Annotated in this window: 29 protein-coding genes; all 29 read right to left on the bottom strand. The window is 40.7% G+C overall.

Features of this window, described 5'->3' with window-relative positions; translation table 11 throughout:
* Nucleotides 1-66 precede the first annotated feature (66 nt).
* On the bottom strand, nt 67-429 hold the full coding sequence (rplQ, locus tag AA980_RS05490) for a 50S ribosomal protein L17 (protein WP_024027884.1): 363 nt from the start codon (nt 427-429) through the stop codon (nt 67-69).
* Nucleotides 430-495: 66 nt separating this feature from the next.
* Entirely contained in the window at nt 496-1,440 is a 945-nt protein-coding gene (locus tag AA980_RS05495; protein WP_024027885.1) for a DNA-directed RNA polymerase subunit alpha, read from the bottom strand.
* Between the two features lie 168 nt (nt 1,441-1,608).
* Entirely contained in the window at nt 1,609-1,998 is a 390-nt protein-coding gene (gene rpsK, locus AA980_RS05500) for a 30S ribosomal protein S11 (protein ID WP_024027886.1), read from the bottom strand.
* A gap of 21 nt (nt 1,999-2,019) precedes the next feature.
* Nucleotides 2,020-2,385, bottom strand: a complete 366-nt coding sequence (gene rpsM, locus AA980_RS05505; protein ID WP_024027887.1) for a 30S ribosomal protein S13 — start codon at nt 2,383-2,385, stop codon at nt 2,020-2,022.
* A 23-nt stretch (nt 2,386-2,408) separates the two neighbouring features.
* Nucleotides 2,409-2,522 carry a 50S ribosomal protein L36 gene (gene rpmJ / locus AA980_RS05510; RefSeq protein WP_000868344.1) on the bottom strand — a complete coding sequence of 38 codons (114 nt, stop codon included), beginning with the start codon at nt 2,520-2,522 and terminating at the stop codon, nt 2,409-2,411.
* A gap of 37 nt (nt 2,523-2,559) precedes the next feature.
* Nucleotides 2,560-2,778: a translation initiation factor IF-1 gene (infA, locus tag AA980_RS05515; protein ID WP_007085268.1), complete on the bottom strand. Its 219-nt coding sequence runs from the start codon at nt 2,776-2,778 to the stop codon at nt 2,560-2,562.
* A 264-nt stretch (nt 2,779-3,042) separates the two neighbouring features.
* Nucleotides 3,043-3,693: an adenylate kinase gene (locus AA980_RS05520; RefSeq protein WP_024027888.1), complete on the bottom strand. Its 651-nt coding sequence runs from the start codon at nt 3,691-3,693 to the stop codon at nt 3,043-3,045.
* A 57-nt stretch (nt 3,694-3,750) separates the two neighbouring features.
* Nucleotides 3,751-5,046 carry a preprotein translocase subunit SecY gene (gene secY / locus AA980_RS05525; RefSeq protein WP_024027889.1) on the bottom strand — a complete coding sequence of 432 codons (1,296 nt, stop codon included), beginning with the start codon at nt 5,044-5,046 and terminating at the stop codon, nt 3,751-3,753.
* Nucleotides 5,046-5,486 carry a 50S ribosomal protein L15 gene (rplO, locus tag AA980_RS05530; RefSeq protein ID WP_024027890.1) on the bottom strand — a complete coding sequence of 147 codons (441 nt, stop codon included), beginning with the start codon at nt 5,484-5,486 and terminating at the stop codon, nt 5,046-5,048. The genes secY and rplO overlap by 1 nt, the downstream gene beginning before the upstream one ends.
* 32 nt (nt 5,487-5,518) lie before the next feature.
* Nucleotides 5,519-5,698, bottom strand: a complete 180-nt coding sequence (gene rpmD / locus AA980_RS05535; protein WP_024027891.1) for a 50S ribosomal protein L30 — start codon at nt 5,696-5,698, stop codon at nt 5,519-5,521.
* Between the two features lie 13 nt (nt 5,699-5,711).
* Nucleotides 5,712-6,212, bottom strand: coding sequence for a 30S ribosomal protein S5 (gene rpsE / locus AA980_RS05540; protein ID WP_024027892.1), 501 nt, complete (start codon nt 6,210-6,212; stop codon nt 5,712-5,714).
* A 24-nt stretch (nt 6,213-6,236) separates the two neighbouring features.
* On the bottom strand, nt 6,237-6,599 hold the full coding sequence (gene rplR / locus AA980_RS05545) for a 50S ribosomal protein L18 (RefSeq protein WP_024027893.1): 363 nt from the start codon (nt 6,597-6,599) through the stop codon (nt 6,237-6,239).
* Nucleotides 6,600-6,632: 33 nt separating this feature from the next.
* Nucleotides 6,633-7,169: a 50S ribosomal protein L6 gene (gene rplF / locus AA980_RS05550; RefSeq protein ID WP_024027894.1), complete on the bottom strand. Its 537-nt coding sequence runs from the start codon at nt 7,167-7,169 to the stop codon at nt 6,633-6,635.
* Nucleotides 7,170-7,200: 31 nt separating this feature from the next.
* Nucleotides 7,201-7,599 (bottom strand): 30S ribosomal protein S8, encoded by a 399-nt coding sequence (gene rpsH / locus AA980_RS05555; RefSeq protein ID WP_024027895.1) that lies wholly within the window; start codon nt 7,597-7,599, stop codon nt 7,201-7,203.
* 30 nt (nt 7,600-7,629) lie between these two features.
* Nucleotides 7,630-7,815 carry a 30S ribosomal protein S14 gene (gene rpsN / locus AA980_RS05560; RefSeq protein ID WP_007085277.1) on the bottom strand — a complete coding sequence of 62 codons (186 nt, stop codon included), beginning with the start codon at nt 7,813-7,815 and terminating at the stop codon, nt 7,630-7,632.
* Nucleotides 7,816-7,839: 24 nt separating this feature from the next.
* Nucleotides 7,840-8,379, bottom strand: coding sequence for a 50S ribosomal protein L5 (rplE, locus tag AA980_RS05565; RefSeq protein ID WP_024027896.1), 540 nt, complete (start codon nt 8,377-8,379; stop codon nt 7,840-7,842).
* A 28-nt stretch (nt 8,380-8,407) separates the two neighbouring features.
* Nucleotides 8,408-8,716 carry a 50S ribosomal protein L24 gene (gene rplX / locus AA980_RS05570; RefSeq protein ID WP_024027897.1) on the bottom strand — a complete coding sequence of 103 codons (309 nt, stop codon included), beginning with the start codon at nt 8,714-8,716 and terminating at the stop codon, nt 8,408-8,410.
* 36 nt (nt 8,717-8,752) lie between these two features.
* Entirely contained in the window at nt 8,753-9,121 is a 369-nt protein-coding gene (gene rplN, locus AA980_RS05575; protein ID WP_024027898.1) for a 50S ribosomal protein L14, read from the bottom strand.
* A gap of 40 nt (nt 9,122-9,161) precedes the next feature.
* Nucleotides 9,162-9,425: a 30S ribosomal protein S17 gene (gene rpsQ / locus AA980_RS05580; RefSeq protein WP_007085281.1), complete on the bottom strand. Its 264-nt coding sequence runs from the start codon at nt 9,423-9,425 to the stop codon at nt 9,162-9,164.
* Nucleotides 9,426-9,448: 23 nt separating this feature from the next.
* Complete coding sequence (gene rpmC, locus AA980_RS05585) at nt 9,449-9,649, bottom strand: 50S ribosomal protein L29 (protein WP_024027899.1); 201 nt, start codon at nt 9,647-9,649, stop codon at nt 9,449-9,451.
* Nucleotides 9,639-10,073 (bottom strand): 50S ribosomal protein L16, encoded by a 435-nt coding sequence (rplP, locus tag AA980_RS05590; RefSeq protein WP_024027900.1) that lies wholly within the window; start codon nt 10,071-10,073, stop codon nt 9,639-9,641. Before rplP ends, rpmC begins: the two co-directional genes overlap by 11 nt.
* A gap of 2 nt (nt 10,074-10,075) precedes the next feature.
* The gene (gene rpsC / locus AA980_RS05595; protein ID WP_024027901.1) at nt 10,076-10,732 is read right to left on the bottom strand and encodes a 30S ribosomal protein S3; all 657 of its coding nucleotides are present in this window, start codon (nt 10,730-10,732) and stop codon (nt 10,076-10,078) included.
* A 3-nt stretch (nt 10,733-10,735) separates the two neighbouring features.
* A complete protein-coding gene (rplV, locus tag AA980_RS05600) occupies nt 10,736-11,077 on the bottom strand; it encodes a 50S ribosomal protein L22 (RefSeq protein WP_024027902.1) in 342 nt (113 codons plus the stop codon).
* Nucleotides 11,078-11,094: 17 nt separating this feature from the next.
* On the bottom strand, nt 11,095-11,373 hold the full coding sequence (rpsS, locus tag AA980_RS05605) for a 30S ribosomal protein S19 (RefSeq protein WP_024027903.1): 279 nt from the start codon (nt 11,371-11,373) through the stop codon (nt 11,095-11,097).
* A 60-nt stretch (nt 11,374-11,433) separates the two neighbouring features.
* Nucleotides 11,434-12,264 carry a 50S ribosomal protein L2 gene (gene rplB / locus AA980_RS05610; protein ID WP_024027904.1) on the bottom strand — a complete coding sequence of 277 codons (831 nt, stop codon included), beginning with the start codon at nt 12,262-12,264 and terminating at the stop codon, nt 11,434-11,436.
* A 29-nt stretch (nt 12,265-12,293) separates the two neighbouring features.
* Nucleotides 12,294-12,578 carry a 50S ribosomal protein L23 gene (gene rplW, locus AA980_RS05615; RefSeq protein WP_024027905.1) on the bottom strand — a complete coding sequence of 95 codons (285 nt, stop codon included), beginning with the start codon at nt 12,576-12,578 and terminating at the stop codon, nt 12,294-12,296.
* Nucleotides 12,578-13,201 carry a 50S ribosomal protein L4 gene (gene rplD, locus AA980_RS05620; RefSeq protein ID WP_024027906.1) on the bottom strand — a complete coding sequence of 208 codons (624 nt, stop codon included), beginning with the start codon at nt 13,199-13,201 and terminating at the stop codon, nt 12,578-12,580. Before rplD ends, rplW begins: the two co-directional genes overlap by 1 nt.
* 29 nt (nt 13,202-13,230) lie before the next feature.
* A complete protein-coding gene (rplC, locus tag AA980_RS05625) occupies nt 13,231-13,857 on the bottom strand; it encodes a 50S ribosomal protein L3 (protein ID WP_024027907.1) in 627 nt (208 codons plus the stop codon).
* 39 nt (nt 13,858-13,896) lie between these two features.
* Nucleotides 13,897-14,205 carry a 30S ribosomal protein S10 gene (rpsJ, locus tag AA980_RS05630; RefSeq protein WP_007085291.1) on the bottom strand — a complete coding sequence of 103 codons (309 nt, stop codon included), beginning with the start codon at nt 14,203-14,205 and terminating at the stop codon, nt 13,897-13,899.
* Nucleotides 14,206-14,215: the final 10 nt, after the last annotated feature.

Here is a 14,215-nt window from a genome sequence, read left to right on the forward strand (position 1 = left end):
AAAAAGGGCAAAGAACAAGTTTGTTTGTAAACTGTCCAGCGCCCTTGTTGTCTGTTAAAGCATTTATTAAACTAACTCGATAATAACCATTGGTGCACCGTCACCGCGGCGTGGTCCAAGTTTCATAATACGAGTGTATCCACCTTGACGCTCTTGATAACGTGGTGCGATATCAGCGAAAAGTTTTTGTAATGCACTTGTATTATTTTCAGCATCAGCTACTTCATTACGAACATATGATGCAGCTTGACGGCGAGCATGTAAATCACCGCGTTTGCCTAGAGTGATCATTTTTTCAACAGTCACACGAATTTCTTTCGCACGAGTTTCTGTTGTTTCGATGCGCTCGTTGATAATTAAATCTGTAGTTAAATCACGTAGCATAGCTTTACGCTGTGCACTTGTGCGTCCTAACTTTCTGTATGCCATGAAGGGTTCCCTCCTTTGTTGAAGTCATAAAGCGGAATTTAAGCAGCGTTACTAACGAGCACAAAATCAGTCGTCTTTACGCAGGCCCAATCCAAGCTCTTCTAGTTTCGCCTTCACTTCTTCGAGTGATTTGCGGCCTAAATTACGAACCTTCATCATATCTTCTTCAGTCTTATTAGCTAATTCCTGAACAGTGTTGATACCAGCACGCTTTAAGCAGTTATAAGAACGAACAGAAAGATCGAGTTCTTCAATTGTCATCTCCAGAACTTTTTCCTTTTGGTCTTCTTCTTTTTCAATCATAATTTCAGCATTTTGCGCTTCATCAGTTAAACCGACAAAAATATTCAAATGCTCAGTCAAAATTTTCGAACCAAGAGCAATCGCTTCTTTAGGCCCAGTGCTTCCATCTGTCCAAACATCAAGCGTAAGCTTATCAAAATTAGACATTTGACCTACACGAGTATTTTCTACCTGGAAGGACACACGTGATACTGGCGTATAAATGGAATCAATCGGAATCACACCGATTGGCTGATCTTCTCTTTTGTTCTGTTCAGCCGGTGTATAACCACGTCCACGTCTTGCCGTTAAACGCATGCGAAGATGTCCATTTGTCGCTAATGTCGCAATATGAAGGTTTGGATTTAAAATCTCAACATCACTATCATGTGTAATATTGCCTGCCTTAACAGGTCCTTCACCCTGCACATCAATTTCAAGTGTTTTTTCTTCGTCAGAATAGATTTTTAAAGCGACTTTTTTAATGTTTAAAATGATGGATGTTACATCCTCTACGACGCCTTCAATTGTTGAGAACTCATGAAGTACCCCATCGACCTGAATCGATGTAACAGCGGCACCTGGGAGTGAAGATAATAGGATACGACGTAAGGAGTTACCCAAAGTGGTACCATATCCACGCTCAAGTGGCTCTACGACGAACTTACCGTACTTGGCATCATCGTTGATCTCAACCGTTTCGATTTTTGGTTTTTCTATTTCGATCATCAAATAACCCTCCTTCAAAACGTCGAAACCTCAATTATTTATAAGTAATAATTGAAATTCCCCCATGTATACGTTCCCGTTTTGTGCACAACAACTGGAATAATTTTTCTGGAAAAAATAAGTATCATATCCATTATAGACGCATGATACGAGTTCTATACAGAAAAATTAAACACGACGGCGTTTTGGTGGACGGCATCCATTATGAGGAACAGGTGTAACGTCTTTGATTGCTGTTACTTCAAGACCAGCAGCTTGAAGAGCACGGATAGCAGCTTCACGTCCTGCGCCAGGTCCTTTAACAGTAACTTCTAAAGTTTTCATGCCGTGTTCAATTGATGTCTTAGCTGCAGTTTCAGCTGCCATTTGAGCTGCGAATGGAGTAGATTTACGAGAACCTCTAAATCCAAGTGCACCAGCACTTGACCATGAAATTGCATTACCATGAACATCAGTGATAGTTACGATTGTATTGTTAAATGTTGAACGGATATGCGCGATACCAGATTCAATATTCTTTTTAACACGACGTTTACGTGTATTCGTTTTACGTGCCATTTAAATAACCTCCTTTGCCGATTACTTCTTCTTGTTCGCAACAGTCTTACGAGGACCTTTGCGTGTACGAGCGTTGTTTTTCGTATTTTGTCCACGAACCGGTAAACCACGACGATGACGTAATCCGCGGTAGCAGCCAATTTCCATTAAACGCTTAATGTTAAGAGAAACTTCACGGCGAAGATCACCTTCAACTTTTAATTTGTCGATGATGTCACGGATTTTGTTTAATTCTTCTTCAGTTAAATCACGCACACGAGTATCTTCAGAAACACCAGCTTCTGCTAGAACTTTTTGTGCGGTATTTTTACCAATACCATAAATGTAAGTTAATGAGATTACTACACGTTTTTCACGTGGAATATCTACACCAGCAATACGTGCCATATTGAAGCGCACCTCCTTCAAAATTAACCTTGTTTTTGTTTATGTTTAGGGTTTTCACAGATAACCATAACTTTTCCGCGTCTACGGATAACTTTGCACTTTTCGCAGATCGGTTTAACAGATGGTCTTACTTTCATTATCCTAACCTCCTTAATGGTACGGAGTGCAAGCTGATTATTTGAAGCGGTAAGTAATTCTTCCGCGTGTTAAGTCATATGGAGAAAGCTCAACAGTCACCTTGTCACCCGGAAGGATTCGAATGAAGTGCATTCGAATTTTACCAGAAACATGAGCTAGCACAGTATGACCATTTTCTAATTCTACCTTAAACATTGCATTTGGCAAAGTTTCAATAACCTTACCTTCAATTTCAATAACATCATCTTTGGCCATCATCTCGTCTCCCTTCTGATCATCATATATAAAGCAATTCTTCTCAGTTGTACTACAATAGCAACCTTTTAATATTAACATATTGTTCGTCTTCTGTCCGCAAGTAATTTCTACATTATCAGGAATAACGAATTCCACATGTAAGTCTTGCCCAACTCTCGGTCCTACATACTCAGTACAATAGAAAAGCTTTTGCTTCCACATACTTTTGATTTCTTTTGAAGAGATGTTCGAGAGTCGCTCGCACTGTTTCACTAATGAGCATTAATGCAAATCCTCAAGCAATTGCTCGATATCAGCGAATACTTTTTGAATATCCTGCTGACCATCAATCGTGCGTAGGTAGCCTTTTGTTTCATAAAAAGTAAGTAATGGTTCTTGTTGTTTGATATTGACGTCTAAGCGATTTTGAACGGTTTCTGCATTATCATCAGCTCTTTGATAAAGCTCGCCGCCACAGCGGTCGCACACACCCTCTTTTGCAGGAGGATTAAATACTAAATGATAAGTCGATCCACATTCTTTACAAATCCGGCGTCCCGTCAAACGGTCCATTAGAATACTCTTGTCTACATTTATATTTATCACATAATTGATTTTTTTATATAAATCAACTAATAGATTTTCCAATGCTTCTGCTTGAGGTACTGTTCTAGGAAAACCATCTAGTAGGAAGCCTTTTTGACAGTCTTCTTTACTTAATCGTTCCCGTACAATCCCAATCGTAACTTCATCAGGAACAAGTTCACCTTTATCCATAAAGGATTTTGCTTTTATTCCCAATTCAGTTCCTTCTTTCATCGCTGCACGGAACATATCTCCTGTAGAGATATGAGGGATGCCGTATTGTTCGACGATTCTTTCAGCCTGAGTGCCTTTGCCGGCACCTGGAAGGCCCATTAATACTAAATTCACACGTGTTCCCCCTCGTGCTATAAATGGGTCTTAGGGAACCAACGGCCCCCAAAACCTTTACTTTATAAAACCTTTATAATGACGTTTAACTAATTGTGCTTCAAGCTGCTTATACGTATCAAGTGCAACCCCGACAACGATCAGCAAGCTTGTTCCCCCGATTTGCGCCGATTGCGGCAAATTCGCTATTTTGATAAAAATAGTCGGAAGGACAGCAATCACTGTTAAGAAAATTGCTCCCACAAAGGTTAGACGGTATAAAACGCGAGTTAAGTATTCCTGCGTGCTTTTTCCTGGACGAATGCCCGGAATATAGCCGCTTTGCTTCTGTAAGTTTTCCGCTGCTTGTTCAGGGTTAACTTGAATAAAAGCATAGAAATAAGTAAACGCGATAATTAGTGCTGCATATAACGTCATCCCAACAGGATGAGAATAGTCAAGATATCTGTTAATCCAAAGCGTTACATCATTTTGTGAGAAAAATGATGCAATTGTCCTTGGTGTTACAATAAACGAAACAGCAAAGATTACAGGAATTACGCCGGCTGCGTTAACCTTTAACGGCATGTGCGTGGATTGACCACCTACCGGATTCCGTCCTGCTACTACGCGTTTTGCATATTGAATTGGAATTTTACGGTTTGCTTGTTGAATGAAAATAACTCCAACGATAATGGCAATAACCGCAAGTGCTATTAGAACAACAGTTACAATACGTAAGAAAAGAGCTTCTCCTGCGTTTTCAAATTGCTGTACAAAGATTTGATTAATGGTGCTAGGCATACCAGCAACGATCCCGGCAAAGATGATTATGGAAATTCCATTTCCAACACCTTTTTCAGTAATTTGCTCGCCTAACCACATCAAGAAAGCTGTACCAGCAGTTAATGTAACTGCAATCAATAAATAAGTACCAATTCCATTGTTTTGAATCAATTGTCCACCGGCTAAGTTATTAAAGCCATAAGACATCCCCAATGCTTGGATAAATCCAAGAATGATAGTGAAATAACGGGTGATTTGAGCAATCTTACGACGCCCTGATTCACCTTGTTTGGACCATTCCGTAAACTTCGGAACGACATCCATTTGCAGAAGCTGAATGATAATCGATGCAGTGATATACGGCATGATACCCATCGCGAAGATGGAGAATTGCTTCAATGCTCCACCGCCAAAGGTATTTAAAATACCGAATACACTAAGCTTATCTTGATTAGCAAGCACATCTGCATTTACATTCGGTACTGGTATAAATGTACCAAGTCGAAATACGACTAACATTAAAAGGGTGAAAATAATCTTTTTTCTTATATCACCCACGCGCATAAAATTGGAGATTGTCTGGAACATTAGTTCACCTCAGTAGTTCCACCAGCAGCTTCGATTGCTTCCTTAGCAGCAGAGGAGAATTTGTGAGCTTTTACAGTCAACTTTTTCTCTAGCGTTCCATTAGCAAGAATCTTAATTCCTGCTTTTTCGTTACTTACTACGCCTGTTTCGATAAGAAGTTCTGGAGTAACTTCTGTACCGTCTTCAAAGCGATTTAAAGTATCAAGATTGACAATGGCAAATTCTTTCCGGCTGACATTGGTAAAACCACGTTTTGGTAAACGACGGAATAAAGGAGTTTGACCACCTTCGAAACCAAGTCTTACGCCACCGCCGGAACGAGCATTTTGTCCCTTATGACCTTTACCAGCAGTTTTCCCTTGACCAGAACCGATACCGCGTCCTAATCTTTTACGTTCTTTACGGGAACCTTCGGCAGGTTTTAATTCATGAAGTTTCATATTGGCACCTCCTTATGAAAGAAAACAATCAATTATTGTTCTTTAACTGTTACAAGGTGAGCAACTTTGTTAATCATACCGCGAATCGCAGCGTTATCTTGATGCTCAACTGTTTGATTTAATTTACGTAATCCTAATGCAGTAACTGTTGCACGTTGGTCCTCAGGGCGACCAATTACACTGCGGTTAAGGGTAATTAAAAGTTTCGCCATTTGAATTCCCCCCTTATCCTAACAGTTCTTCTACTGATTTACCACGTAATTTCGCTACGTCTTCAGCACGTTTTAATTGTTTTAACCCTTCAATTGTAGCGCGCACCATGTTGATTGGTGTGTTCGTTCCTAATGATTTAGAAAGGATATCTGCTACCCCTGCTAACTCAAGTACGGCACGAACTGGACCGCCGGCAATAACTCCAGTACCTTCATAAGCAGGTTTTAGAAGAATTTCACCAGCACCAAAGCGACCAATTACTTGGTGAGGAACAGTCGTTCCAACCATTGGCACTTCGACTAAGTTTTTCTTTGCATCTTCGATGGCTTTGCGAATCGCATCTGGCACTTCTTGTGCTTTACCAGTACCGAATCCGACATGACCGTTTTTATCCCCGACTACTACTAGAGCAGAGAAACGGAAACGACGTCCACCTTTAACAACTTTCGCAACACGGTTAACTGTAACTACGCGTTCTTCAAGTTCAAGTTTGTTTGGATCAATACGACGCATCTTTTTGTGTCCCTCCTTTGTCTATTAAAATTGTAAGCCGTTTTCGCGGGCAGCGTCAGCTAATACTTGAACACGTCCATGGTATAGGTATCCTCCGCGATCAAAGACAACAGAAGTGATACCTTTTTCTACCGCACGTTTAGCGACTAATTCACCGACCGCTTTTGCTGCTTCAACATTACTAGATGAATCAAGAGTAAATTCTTTATCTAAAGTAGAAGCACTTGCTAAAGTTACTCCGCTCATATCATCAATCACTTGAGCATAAATATGTTTGTTAGAACGAAACACATTTAGACGCGGACGAGCTGAGGTACCGCTAAGTTTCGCACGAACACGAGCATGTCTTTTCTTGCGAGTAGCGTTTTTATCAAGCTTCGTAATCATTTACGTCACTCCTTTCATTTACCTTATGCGGCATTACTTACCAGTTTTACCTTCTTTACGACGAACGAATTCACCTTCGTAACGAATTCCTTTGCCTTTATACGGCTCTGGAGGACGTACTCCGCGAATATTGGCAGCTAATTCACCAACACGTTCTTTATCAGTACCTTTAATGGTAATCTTTGTATTAGAAGGTACCTCAATTTCAAGGCCAGCTTCAGGTTCAAATTCAACTGGGTGTGAGTAACCAACGTTTAAAACAAGTTTGTTTCCTTGTTTTTGCACACGGTATCCAACCCCGATTAACTCTAAGTTTCTTGTAAAACCAGTGGAAACACCCTCAACCATGTTCGCGATTACCGCACGAGTTGTTCCGTGCAATGCGCGGTGTTCCTTCACATCAGAAGGACGAGTGATTGTGATAATGTTTTCTTCAATGTTAATTGCAATATCAGGATTAAAAGAACGAGTAAGTTCGCCTTTAGGTCCTTTAACAGTAACAGTATTGTTGTTTAAAGTAACCGTAACTCCTGCTGGAATTTCAATTGGTTTTTTTCCTATGCGAGACATTTAGTGCACCTCCATTCATTCAGAAACTCTCTTACCAAACGTAAGCTAATACTTCTCCGCCGACTTGTTTTGCACGAGCTTCTTTATCAGTAATAACACCAGTAGATGTTGAGACTAATGCGATACCAAGACCATTTAAAACTCGTGGTACCTCAGTAGATTTAGCGTAAACTCGAAGTCCAGGCTTGCTTATGCGCTTAAGACCAGTAATAACACGTTCGTTATTTGCTCCGTACTTTAAGAAGATACGGATGATACCTTGTTTATTGTCTTCGATAAATTCGACATCACGTACGAAACCTTCGCGCTTTAAAATTTCAGCAATTTCTTTTTTCAAATTAGAAGCAGGCACTTCTAACTTTTCGTGACGCACCATGTTCGCATTACGAATGCGAGTAAGCATATCTGCAATTGGATCTGTCATGACCATTATTTTTACCTCCTTCCCAAACTTCTAGTTTTACCAGCTAGCTTTTTTAACACCAGGAATTTGTCCTTTGTATGCTAATTCACGGAAACAAATACGGCAAAGCTTAAATTTACGGTATACAGAGTGTGGACGTCCGCAACGTTCGCAGCGTGTGTACTCTTGTACTTTGAATTTAGGCGTGCGCTGTTGTTTCGCAATCATTGACTTTTTAGCCACGTTTTCGCCTCCCTTATTTAACGATTACTTTTGGAATGGCATTCCAAATTGAGTTAAAAGTTCACGAGATTCTTCATCAGTGTTAGCAGTCGTTACGATAACGATATCCATGCCACGAACTTTGCTTACTTTATCGTAATCAATTTCAGGGAAGATTAATTGTTCTTTAATACCTAATGTATAGTTACCGCGACCATCGAATGCTTTTTTAGAAACACCACGGAAGTCACGAACACGAGGTAAAGAAACGGAAACTAATTTATCCAAGAATTCGTACATGCGCTCACCGCGAAGAGTAACTTTTGCACCGATTGGCATACCTTCACGAAGACGGAAGCCAGCGATTGATTTTTTCGCACGTGTTACGACAGGTTTTTGACCTGAAAGGGTTGCAAGCTCTTCCACTGCATTGTCAAGTGATTTTGCATTTGCAACTGCGTCACCAACACCCATATTAATAACGATCTTATCAAGTTTTGGAACTTGCATAACTGATTTATAGTTGAACTTGCTCATTAGAGCAGGTGTCACTTCTTTAACAAACTTTTCTTTTAGGCGGTTCACTTATGGTACCTCCCTTCTTAATTTTTAACTATTTATCTAAAACTACACCGGATTTTGCTACGCGTACTTTCTTGCCATCAACCGTTTTGGAACCTACACGGGTAGGGTTACCTGATTTAGGATCGATAGGCATAACATTTGATACATGGATTGGAGCCTCAAAGCTGATAATTCCGCCTTGTGGATTCACTTGAGAAGGTTTCGAGTGTTTCTTAACGATGTTTACACCTTCGACAAGAACACGGGATTCTTTAGGATAAGCAGCGAGGATTACACCTGTTTTGCCTTTATCCTTACCAGAGATCACTCTGACCTTATCACCTTTTTTAACATGCATCCGTAAGCACCTCCTTAAAGGCAATTTGGATTTAAATTATAATACTTCTGGAGCTAAAGATACGATTTTCATAAAGTTGTTGTCGCGAAGTTCGCGGGCAACTGGTCCAAAGATACGAGTTCCACGTGGGCCTTTATCATCTTTGATAATGACACATGCGTTTTCATCGAAACGAATGTATGAACCATCAGGGCGGCGGGCACCGCTCTTTGTACGAACAATAACAGCCTTAACAACGTCACCTTTTTTAACAACGCCACCAGGTGTTGCTTGTTTCACGGTACAAACGATCACATCACCGATATTAGCGGTTTTGCGACCAGAACCACCAAGAACTTTAATCGTAAGTACTTCACGAGCACCAGAGTTGTCAGCAACTTTTAAACGTGATTCTTGTTGAATCATGTGTGTAACCTCCCTTCGGAATGTTGCGTAATCCGAACAATTAAATAATAACTGCTTTTTCTACTACTTCAACTAAACGGAAGCGTTTAGTAGCTGAAAGCGGACGAGTTTCCATGATGCGTACTACATCACCAATTTTTGCCTCGTTTTGCTCATCATGAGCTTTAAACTTTTTAGAGTACTTAACGCGTTTACCGTATAATGGATGCTTTTTGTGTGTTTCGACTAATACAGTAACGGTTTTATCCATCTTGTCAGAAACAACGCGTCCAGTGTAAACTTTGCGCTGGTTACGTTCACTCATATTCGTGAACCTCCTCTCAATGATTACTTGTTGAAGCTGATTTCTCTTTCACGAACAACTGTTTTCATGCGAGCAATCGATTTACGTACTTCACGAATACGAGCTGTGTTTTCAAGTTGTCCTGTCGCCAATTGAAAGCGAAGGTTGAAAAGTTCTTCTTTTAAAGATTTTACTTTTTGTTCAATTTCAGCAGTGGTAAGGTCACGCAGTTCATTAGCTTTCACTTGATTCACCACCAATTTCTTCTCGTTTTACAAACTTACATTTAACAGGAAGTTTGTGCATTGCTAGTCGAAGTGCTTCACGAGCGATTTCTTCAGAAACGCCAGCGATTTCGAACATGATTTTTCCAGGCTTAACAACAGCTACCCATCCTTCAGGTGCCCCTTTACCGGAACCCATCCGCACTTCTAACGGTTTAGCAGTGTAAGGCTTATGTGGGAAGATTTTAATCCATACTTTACCGCCACGTTTCATGTAACGTGTCATCGCAATACGTGCAGCTTCGATTTGACGGTTTGTAATCCATGAAGCTTCAGTAGCTTGGAGACCGAATTCACCGAAAGTTACTTCAGTGCCGCCTTTTGCGTTACCACGCATTTTACCACGATGTTGACGGCGATATTTTACGCGTTTTGGCAATAACATAATTATTTGCCTCCTTCCGCATTTTTCTTCTTAGTAGGAAGGACTTCGCCCTTATAGATCCATACTTTTACGCCTAACTTACCATAAGTAGTATCAGCTTCAGCTGTAGCATAGTCGATATCTGCGCGAAGTGTATGAAGTGGAACTGTTCCTTCGCTGTAGTGTTCAGCACGTGCAATATCAGCACCGCCAAGACGACCAGATACTTGTGTTTTAATACCTTTCGCACCCGCACGCATAGCACGTTGAATTACTTGCTTTTGTGCACGACGGAAAGATACACGATTTTCTAATTGACGAGCAATATTTTCAGCAACTAATTTCGCATCAACGTCAGCTCTCTTGATTTCAAGAATGTTGATATGAACTCGTTTGCCAGTTAATGAGTTTAATGCTTTACGAAGTGCTTCCACTTCCGTACCGCCTTTACCGATAACCATACCAGGCTTAGCTGTATGGACTGTTACGTTCACACGGTTTGCAGCACGTTCGATTTCTACTTTAGAAACAGAAGCATCTTTTAAACGCTTCGTGATGTATTCACGAATTTTAAGGTCTTCGTGTAAAAGAGTAGCGAAGTCTTTGCCTGCGTACCACTTAGATTCCCAATCACGAATGATTCCAATACGCAAACCGACAGGATTTACTTTTTGACCCACAGCTTATCCCTCCTTCTTTTCTGATAATACGATTGTGATGTGGCTTGTGCGTTTGTTAATTTGGCTTGCACGGCCCATAGCTCGAGGACGGAAACGTTTTAAGGTTGGTCCTTCGTCAACAAATGCTTGCTCAACAACTAGATTGTTTACGTCCATTTCATAGTTGTGCTCGGCATTTGCCATAGCTGATTTTAATACTTTTTCCACGATTGGAGAAGCAGCCTTAGGAGTGAGATTTAAAATCGCCACCGCTTCACCAACTTGCTTACCTCGGATTAAATCAACGACTAAACGTGCTTTACGAGGAGCAATACGAACTGTTCTTGCAACAGCTTTAGCTTGCATTTGGATGCCCTCCTCTCTTAACGTCTTGTTTTCTTGTCATCATTACCATGGCCTTTGTAAGCACGTGTTGGAGCGAATTCTCCAAGCTTGTGTCCTACCATGTCTTCAGTTACATATACAGGCACATGTTTACGACCATCATAAACTGCGATTGTGTGGCCGATAAATTGTGGGAAAATCGTTGAACGGCGTGACCAAGTTTTTATCACTTGTTTGCCATCCGTTTCATTTAACTTTTCGACTTTAACCATTAAATGATCATCAACAAATGGTCCTTTTTTTAAGCTGCGACCCATGAAGGAACCTCCCTTCGTGACTGTTCTACGGCTCTATCCTTGAACCGTAGTTGAGTCCCGTTATTTTTTACGACGACGAACAATAAATTTATCAGATTTATTCTTCTTCTTACGAGTTTTGTATCCAAGAGTTGGTTTGCCCCATGGAGACATTGGTGACTTACGTCCGATTGGTGAACGTCCTTCACCACCACCGTGTGGGTGATCGTTAGGGTTCATAACAGATCCACGAACAGTCGGGCGCTTGCCTAACCAACGTGAACGTCCTGCTTTACCAATTTTAATAAGTTCATGTTGTTCGTTTCCAACTTGACCGATAGATGCACGGCATTCAGCGAGAATCATACGAACTTCACCAGAAGTTAAACGTACTAATACGTATTTACCTTCTTTACCAAGTACTTGTGCGCTTGTTCCAGCAGAACGAACTAACTGGCCGCCTTTTCCTGGCTTTAATTCGATGTTGTGTACTACTGTACCAACTGGGATATTTACTAATGGAAGGGAGTTACCCACTTTAATATCAGCCTCAGGGCCTGACATTACTTCCATACCAACTACTAGGTTCTTCGGAGCTAAGATATAACGCTTTTCTCCATCCACGTAATTGATTAATGCAATATTTGCAGATCTGTTTGGATCGTACTCGATAGTGGCAACGCGTCCTGGAATGCCATCTTTGTTACGTTTAAAATCGATTAAACGATATTGACGCTTGTGACCGCCACCTTGATGACGAACAGTTAACTTACCTTGGTTATTACGGCCGCCTTTTCTTGTTAGCGGTGCTAAAAGAGATTTCTCTGGAGTACTAGTTGTGATTTCAGCAAAATCAGAAGTAGTCATTCCGCGACGACCATTGGAGGTAGGTTTGTACTTTTTAATCGCCATTTTATTTCCCTCCTCTTCTTGTTAGGTTCTTATGCTTCAAAGAATTCAATTTCTTTGCTATCAGCAGTTAATTTTACAATTGCTTTACGGCGTTTGTTTGTGTATCCGCCGAATTTACCCATACGCTTGAATTTCCCTTTATAGTTCATGATGTTAACCTTCTCAACATCAACACCAAAGATTACTTCAACAGCATCTTTAACTTGTGTTTTGTTAGCTCTAACATCTACTTCAAACGTATATTTCTTTTCAGCCATTAGGTCAGTAGAACGCTCAGTAATAACGGGGCGCTTAATGATATCGCGTGCATCCATTATGCAAGCACCTCCTCTACTTTTTCAACCGCTGCTTTAGTCATGATTAATTTATCATGATTGACAACGTCTAATACGTTGATTCCGTCAGCTGTTACAACTGTTACACCAGGAATGTTACGAGCAGATAATGCTACGTTTTCGTCTAGGTCAGCAGTAACGATAAGTGCCTTTTTCTCAACAGAAAGGCCACCTAATACTGTTTTGAATTCTTTTGTTTTTGGTGCATCGAATGCTAGGCTTTCAAGTACCAAAATGTTTTCTTCTAATACTTTAGAAGATAATGCAGATTTAATCGCTAAGCGACGAACCTTTTTCGGTAATTTATAGCTGTAGCTGCGTGGTGTTGGACCGAATACAGTACCACCTCCGCGCCATTGTGGAGAACGAATTGACCCTTGACGTGCACGGCCAGTTCCTTTTTGACGCCATGGTTTACGACCACCGCCGCGTACTTCAGAACGAATTTTAGTTTTATGAGTTCCTTGACGTAATGAAGCACGTTGCATAACAATTGCATCGAATAATACGTGTTGGTTAGGCTCAATCCCAAAAACAGATTCATTAAGCTCGATATCACCAACTTGTGATCCGCTTTGGTTTAATAATGCTACTTTCGGCATTCCTTTGTTCCTCCTTTCTTAAAAGGTAATTATGCTTTTACCGCACCTTTAATTTTAAGTAATGCTTTTTTAGCTCCTGGAACGTTACCTTTGATTAAAAGTAAGTTACGCTCAGCATCAACCTTTACAATTTCAAGGTTTTGAACAGTAACTTGGTCTCCACCCATACGTCCTGGTAAAAGTTTACCTTTGAATACGCGGTTTGGAGCAACAGGTCCCATTGAACCAGGGCGACGATGATAACGTGAACCGTGAGCCATTGGGCCGCGGGATTGTCCGTGGCGTTTAATAACACCTTGGAATCCTTTACCCTTTGAGATTCCTGTTACATCTACGATATCGCCTGCAGCGAAAATATCAACTTTGACTTCTTGACCAACTTCATATGCTGCTAAGTCGTCTCCGCGGAATTCGCGAATGAAGCGCTTAGGAGCAGTATTTGCTTTCGCAACATGGCCCTTTTCTGGTTTGTTAGATAACTTTTCACGTTTGTCTTCAAAACCAACTTGAACAGCAGTGTATCCATCGCTATCAACTGATTTCTTTTGAAGGACTACGTTTGGAGCTACCTCAACTACAGTTACAGGAATTAAGTTGCCGTTTTCTGCAAACACTTGAGTCATACCAATCTTTCTTCCTAAGATTCCTTTGGTCATTTAAGTCACACCTCCTGAATAATTTGTCTTTTATTGTGATTAAAGCTTAATTTCGATATCAACACCAGATGGTAAATCTAAACGCATTAACGCATCAACTGTTTGTGGAGTTGGGTTAACGATGTCGATTAGACGCTTATGTGTCCGCATTTCGAATTGTTCACGAGAATCTTTGTACTTATGAACCGCACGAAGGATCGTGTACACAGACTTTTCAGTTGGAAGCGGAATTGGACCTGATACTGCCGCACCTGAACGTTTTGCTGTTTCTACGATTTTTTCTGCAGATTGATCAAGGATTCTGTGATCATATGCTTTTAAGCGGATACGAATTTTTTGTTTTGCCATTATTTTCCCT

Origin of the sequence: Neobacillus vireti (assembly GCF_001026695.1) — a bacterium.
Taxonomy (GTDB): domain Bacteria; phylum Bacillota; class Bacilli; order Bacillales; family Cytobacillaceae; genus Neobacillus; species Neobacillus vireti.

Coding starts and splice junctions, on each gene's coding strand:
- rplQ (WP_024027884.1), bottom strand. CDS start 429: ATGGCATACAGAAAGTTAGGACGCACAAGTGCACAGCGTAAAGCTATG.
- AA980_RS05495 (WP_024027885.1), bottom strand. CDS start 1,440: ATGATCGAAATAGAAAAACCAAAAATCGAAACGGTTGAGATCAACGAT.
- rpsK (WP_024027886.1), bottom strand. CDS start 1,998: ATGGCACGTAAAACGAATACACGTAAACGTCGTGTTAAAAAGAATATT.
- rpsM (WP_024027887.1), bottom strand. CDS start 2,385: ATGGCACGTATTGCTGGTGTAGATATTCCACGTGAAAAACGTGTAGTA.
- rpmJ (WP_000868344.1), bottom strand. CDS start 2,522: ATGAAAGTAAGACCATCTGTTAAACCGATCTGCGAAAAGTGCAAAGTT.
- infA (WP_007085268.1), bottom strand. CDS start 2,778: ATGGCCAAAGATGATGTTATTGAAATTGAAGGTAAGGTTATTGAAACT.
- secY (WP_024027889.1), bottom strand. CDS start 5,046: ATGTTCCAGACAATCTCCAATTTTATGCGCGTGGGTGATATAAGAAAA.
- rplO (WP_024027890.1), bottom strand. CDS start 5,486: ATGAAACTTCATGAATTAAAACCTGCCGAAGGTTCCCGTAAAGAACGT.
- rpmD (WP_024027891.1), bottom strand. CDS start 5,698: ATGGCGAAACTTTTAATTACCCTTAACCGCAGTGTAATTGGTCGCCCT.
- rpsE (WP_024027892.1), bottom strand. CDS start 6,212: ATGCGTCGTATTGATCCAAACAAACTTGAACTTGAAGAACGCGTAGTT.
- rplR (WP_024027893.1), bottom strand. CDS start 6,599: ATGATTACGAAGCTTGATAAAAACGCTACTCGCAAGAAAAGACATGCT.
- rplF (WP_024027894.1), bottom strand. CDS start 7,169: ATGTCTCGCATAGGAAAAAAACCAATTGAAATTCCAGCAGGAGTTACG.
- rpsH (WP_024027895.1), bottom strand. CDS start 7,599: ATGGTCATGACAGATCCAATTGCAGATATGCTTACTCGCATTCGTAAT.
- rplX (WP_024027897.1), bottom strand. CDS start 8,716: ATGCATGTTAAAAAAGGTGATAAGGTCAGAGTGATCTCTGGTAAGGAT.
- rplN (WP_024027898.1), bottom strand. CDS start 9,121: ATGATTCAACAAGAATCACGTTTAAAAGTTGCTGACAACTCTGGTGCT.
- rpsQ (WP_007085281.1), bottom strand. CDS start 9,425: ATGAGTGAACGTAACCAGCGCAAAGTTTACACTGGACGCGTTGTTTCT.
- rplP (WP_024027900.1), bottom strand. CDS start 10,073: ATGTTATTGCCAAAACGCGTAAAATATCGCCGTCAACATCGTGGTAAA.
- rplV (WP_024027902.1), bottom strand. CDS start 11,077: ATGCAAGCTAAAGCTGTTGCAAGAACAGTTCGTATTGCTCCTCGTAAA.
- rpsS (WP_024027903.1), bottom strand. CDS start 11,373: ATGGGTCGCAGCTTAAAAAAAGGACCATTTGTTGATGATCATTTAATG.
- rplB (WP_024027904.1), bottom strand. CDS start 12,264: ATGGCGATTAAAAAGTACAAACCTACCTCCAATGGTCGTCGCGGAATG.
- rplW (WP_024027905.1), bottom strand. CDS start 12,578: ATGGATGCACGCGATATCATTAAGCGCCCCGTTATTACTGAGCGTTCT.
- rplD (WP_024027906.1), bottom strand. CDS start 13,201: ATGCCGAAAGTAGCATTATTAAACCAAAGCGGATCACAAGTTGGTGAT.
- rplC (WP_024027907.1), bottom strand. CDS start 13,857: ATGACCAAAGGAATCTTAGGAAGAAAGATTGGTATGACTCAAGTGTTT.
- rpsJ (WP_007085291.1), bottom strand. CDS start 14,205: ATGGCAAAACAAAAAATTCGTATCCGCTTAAAAGCATATGATCACAGA.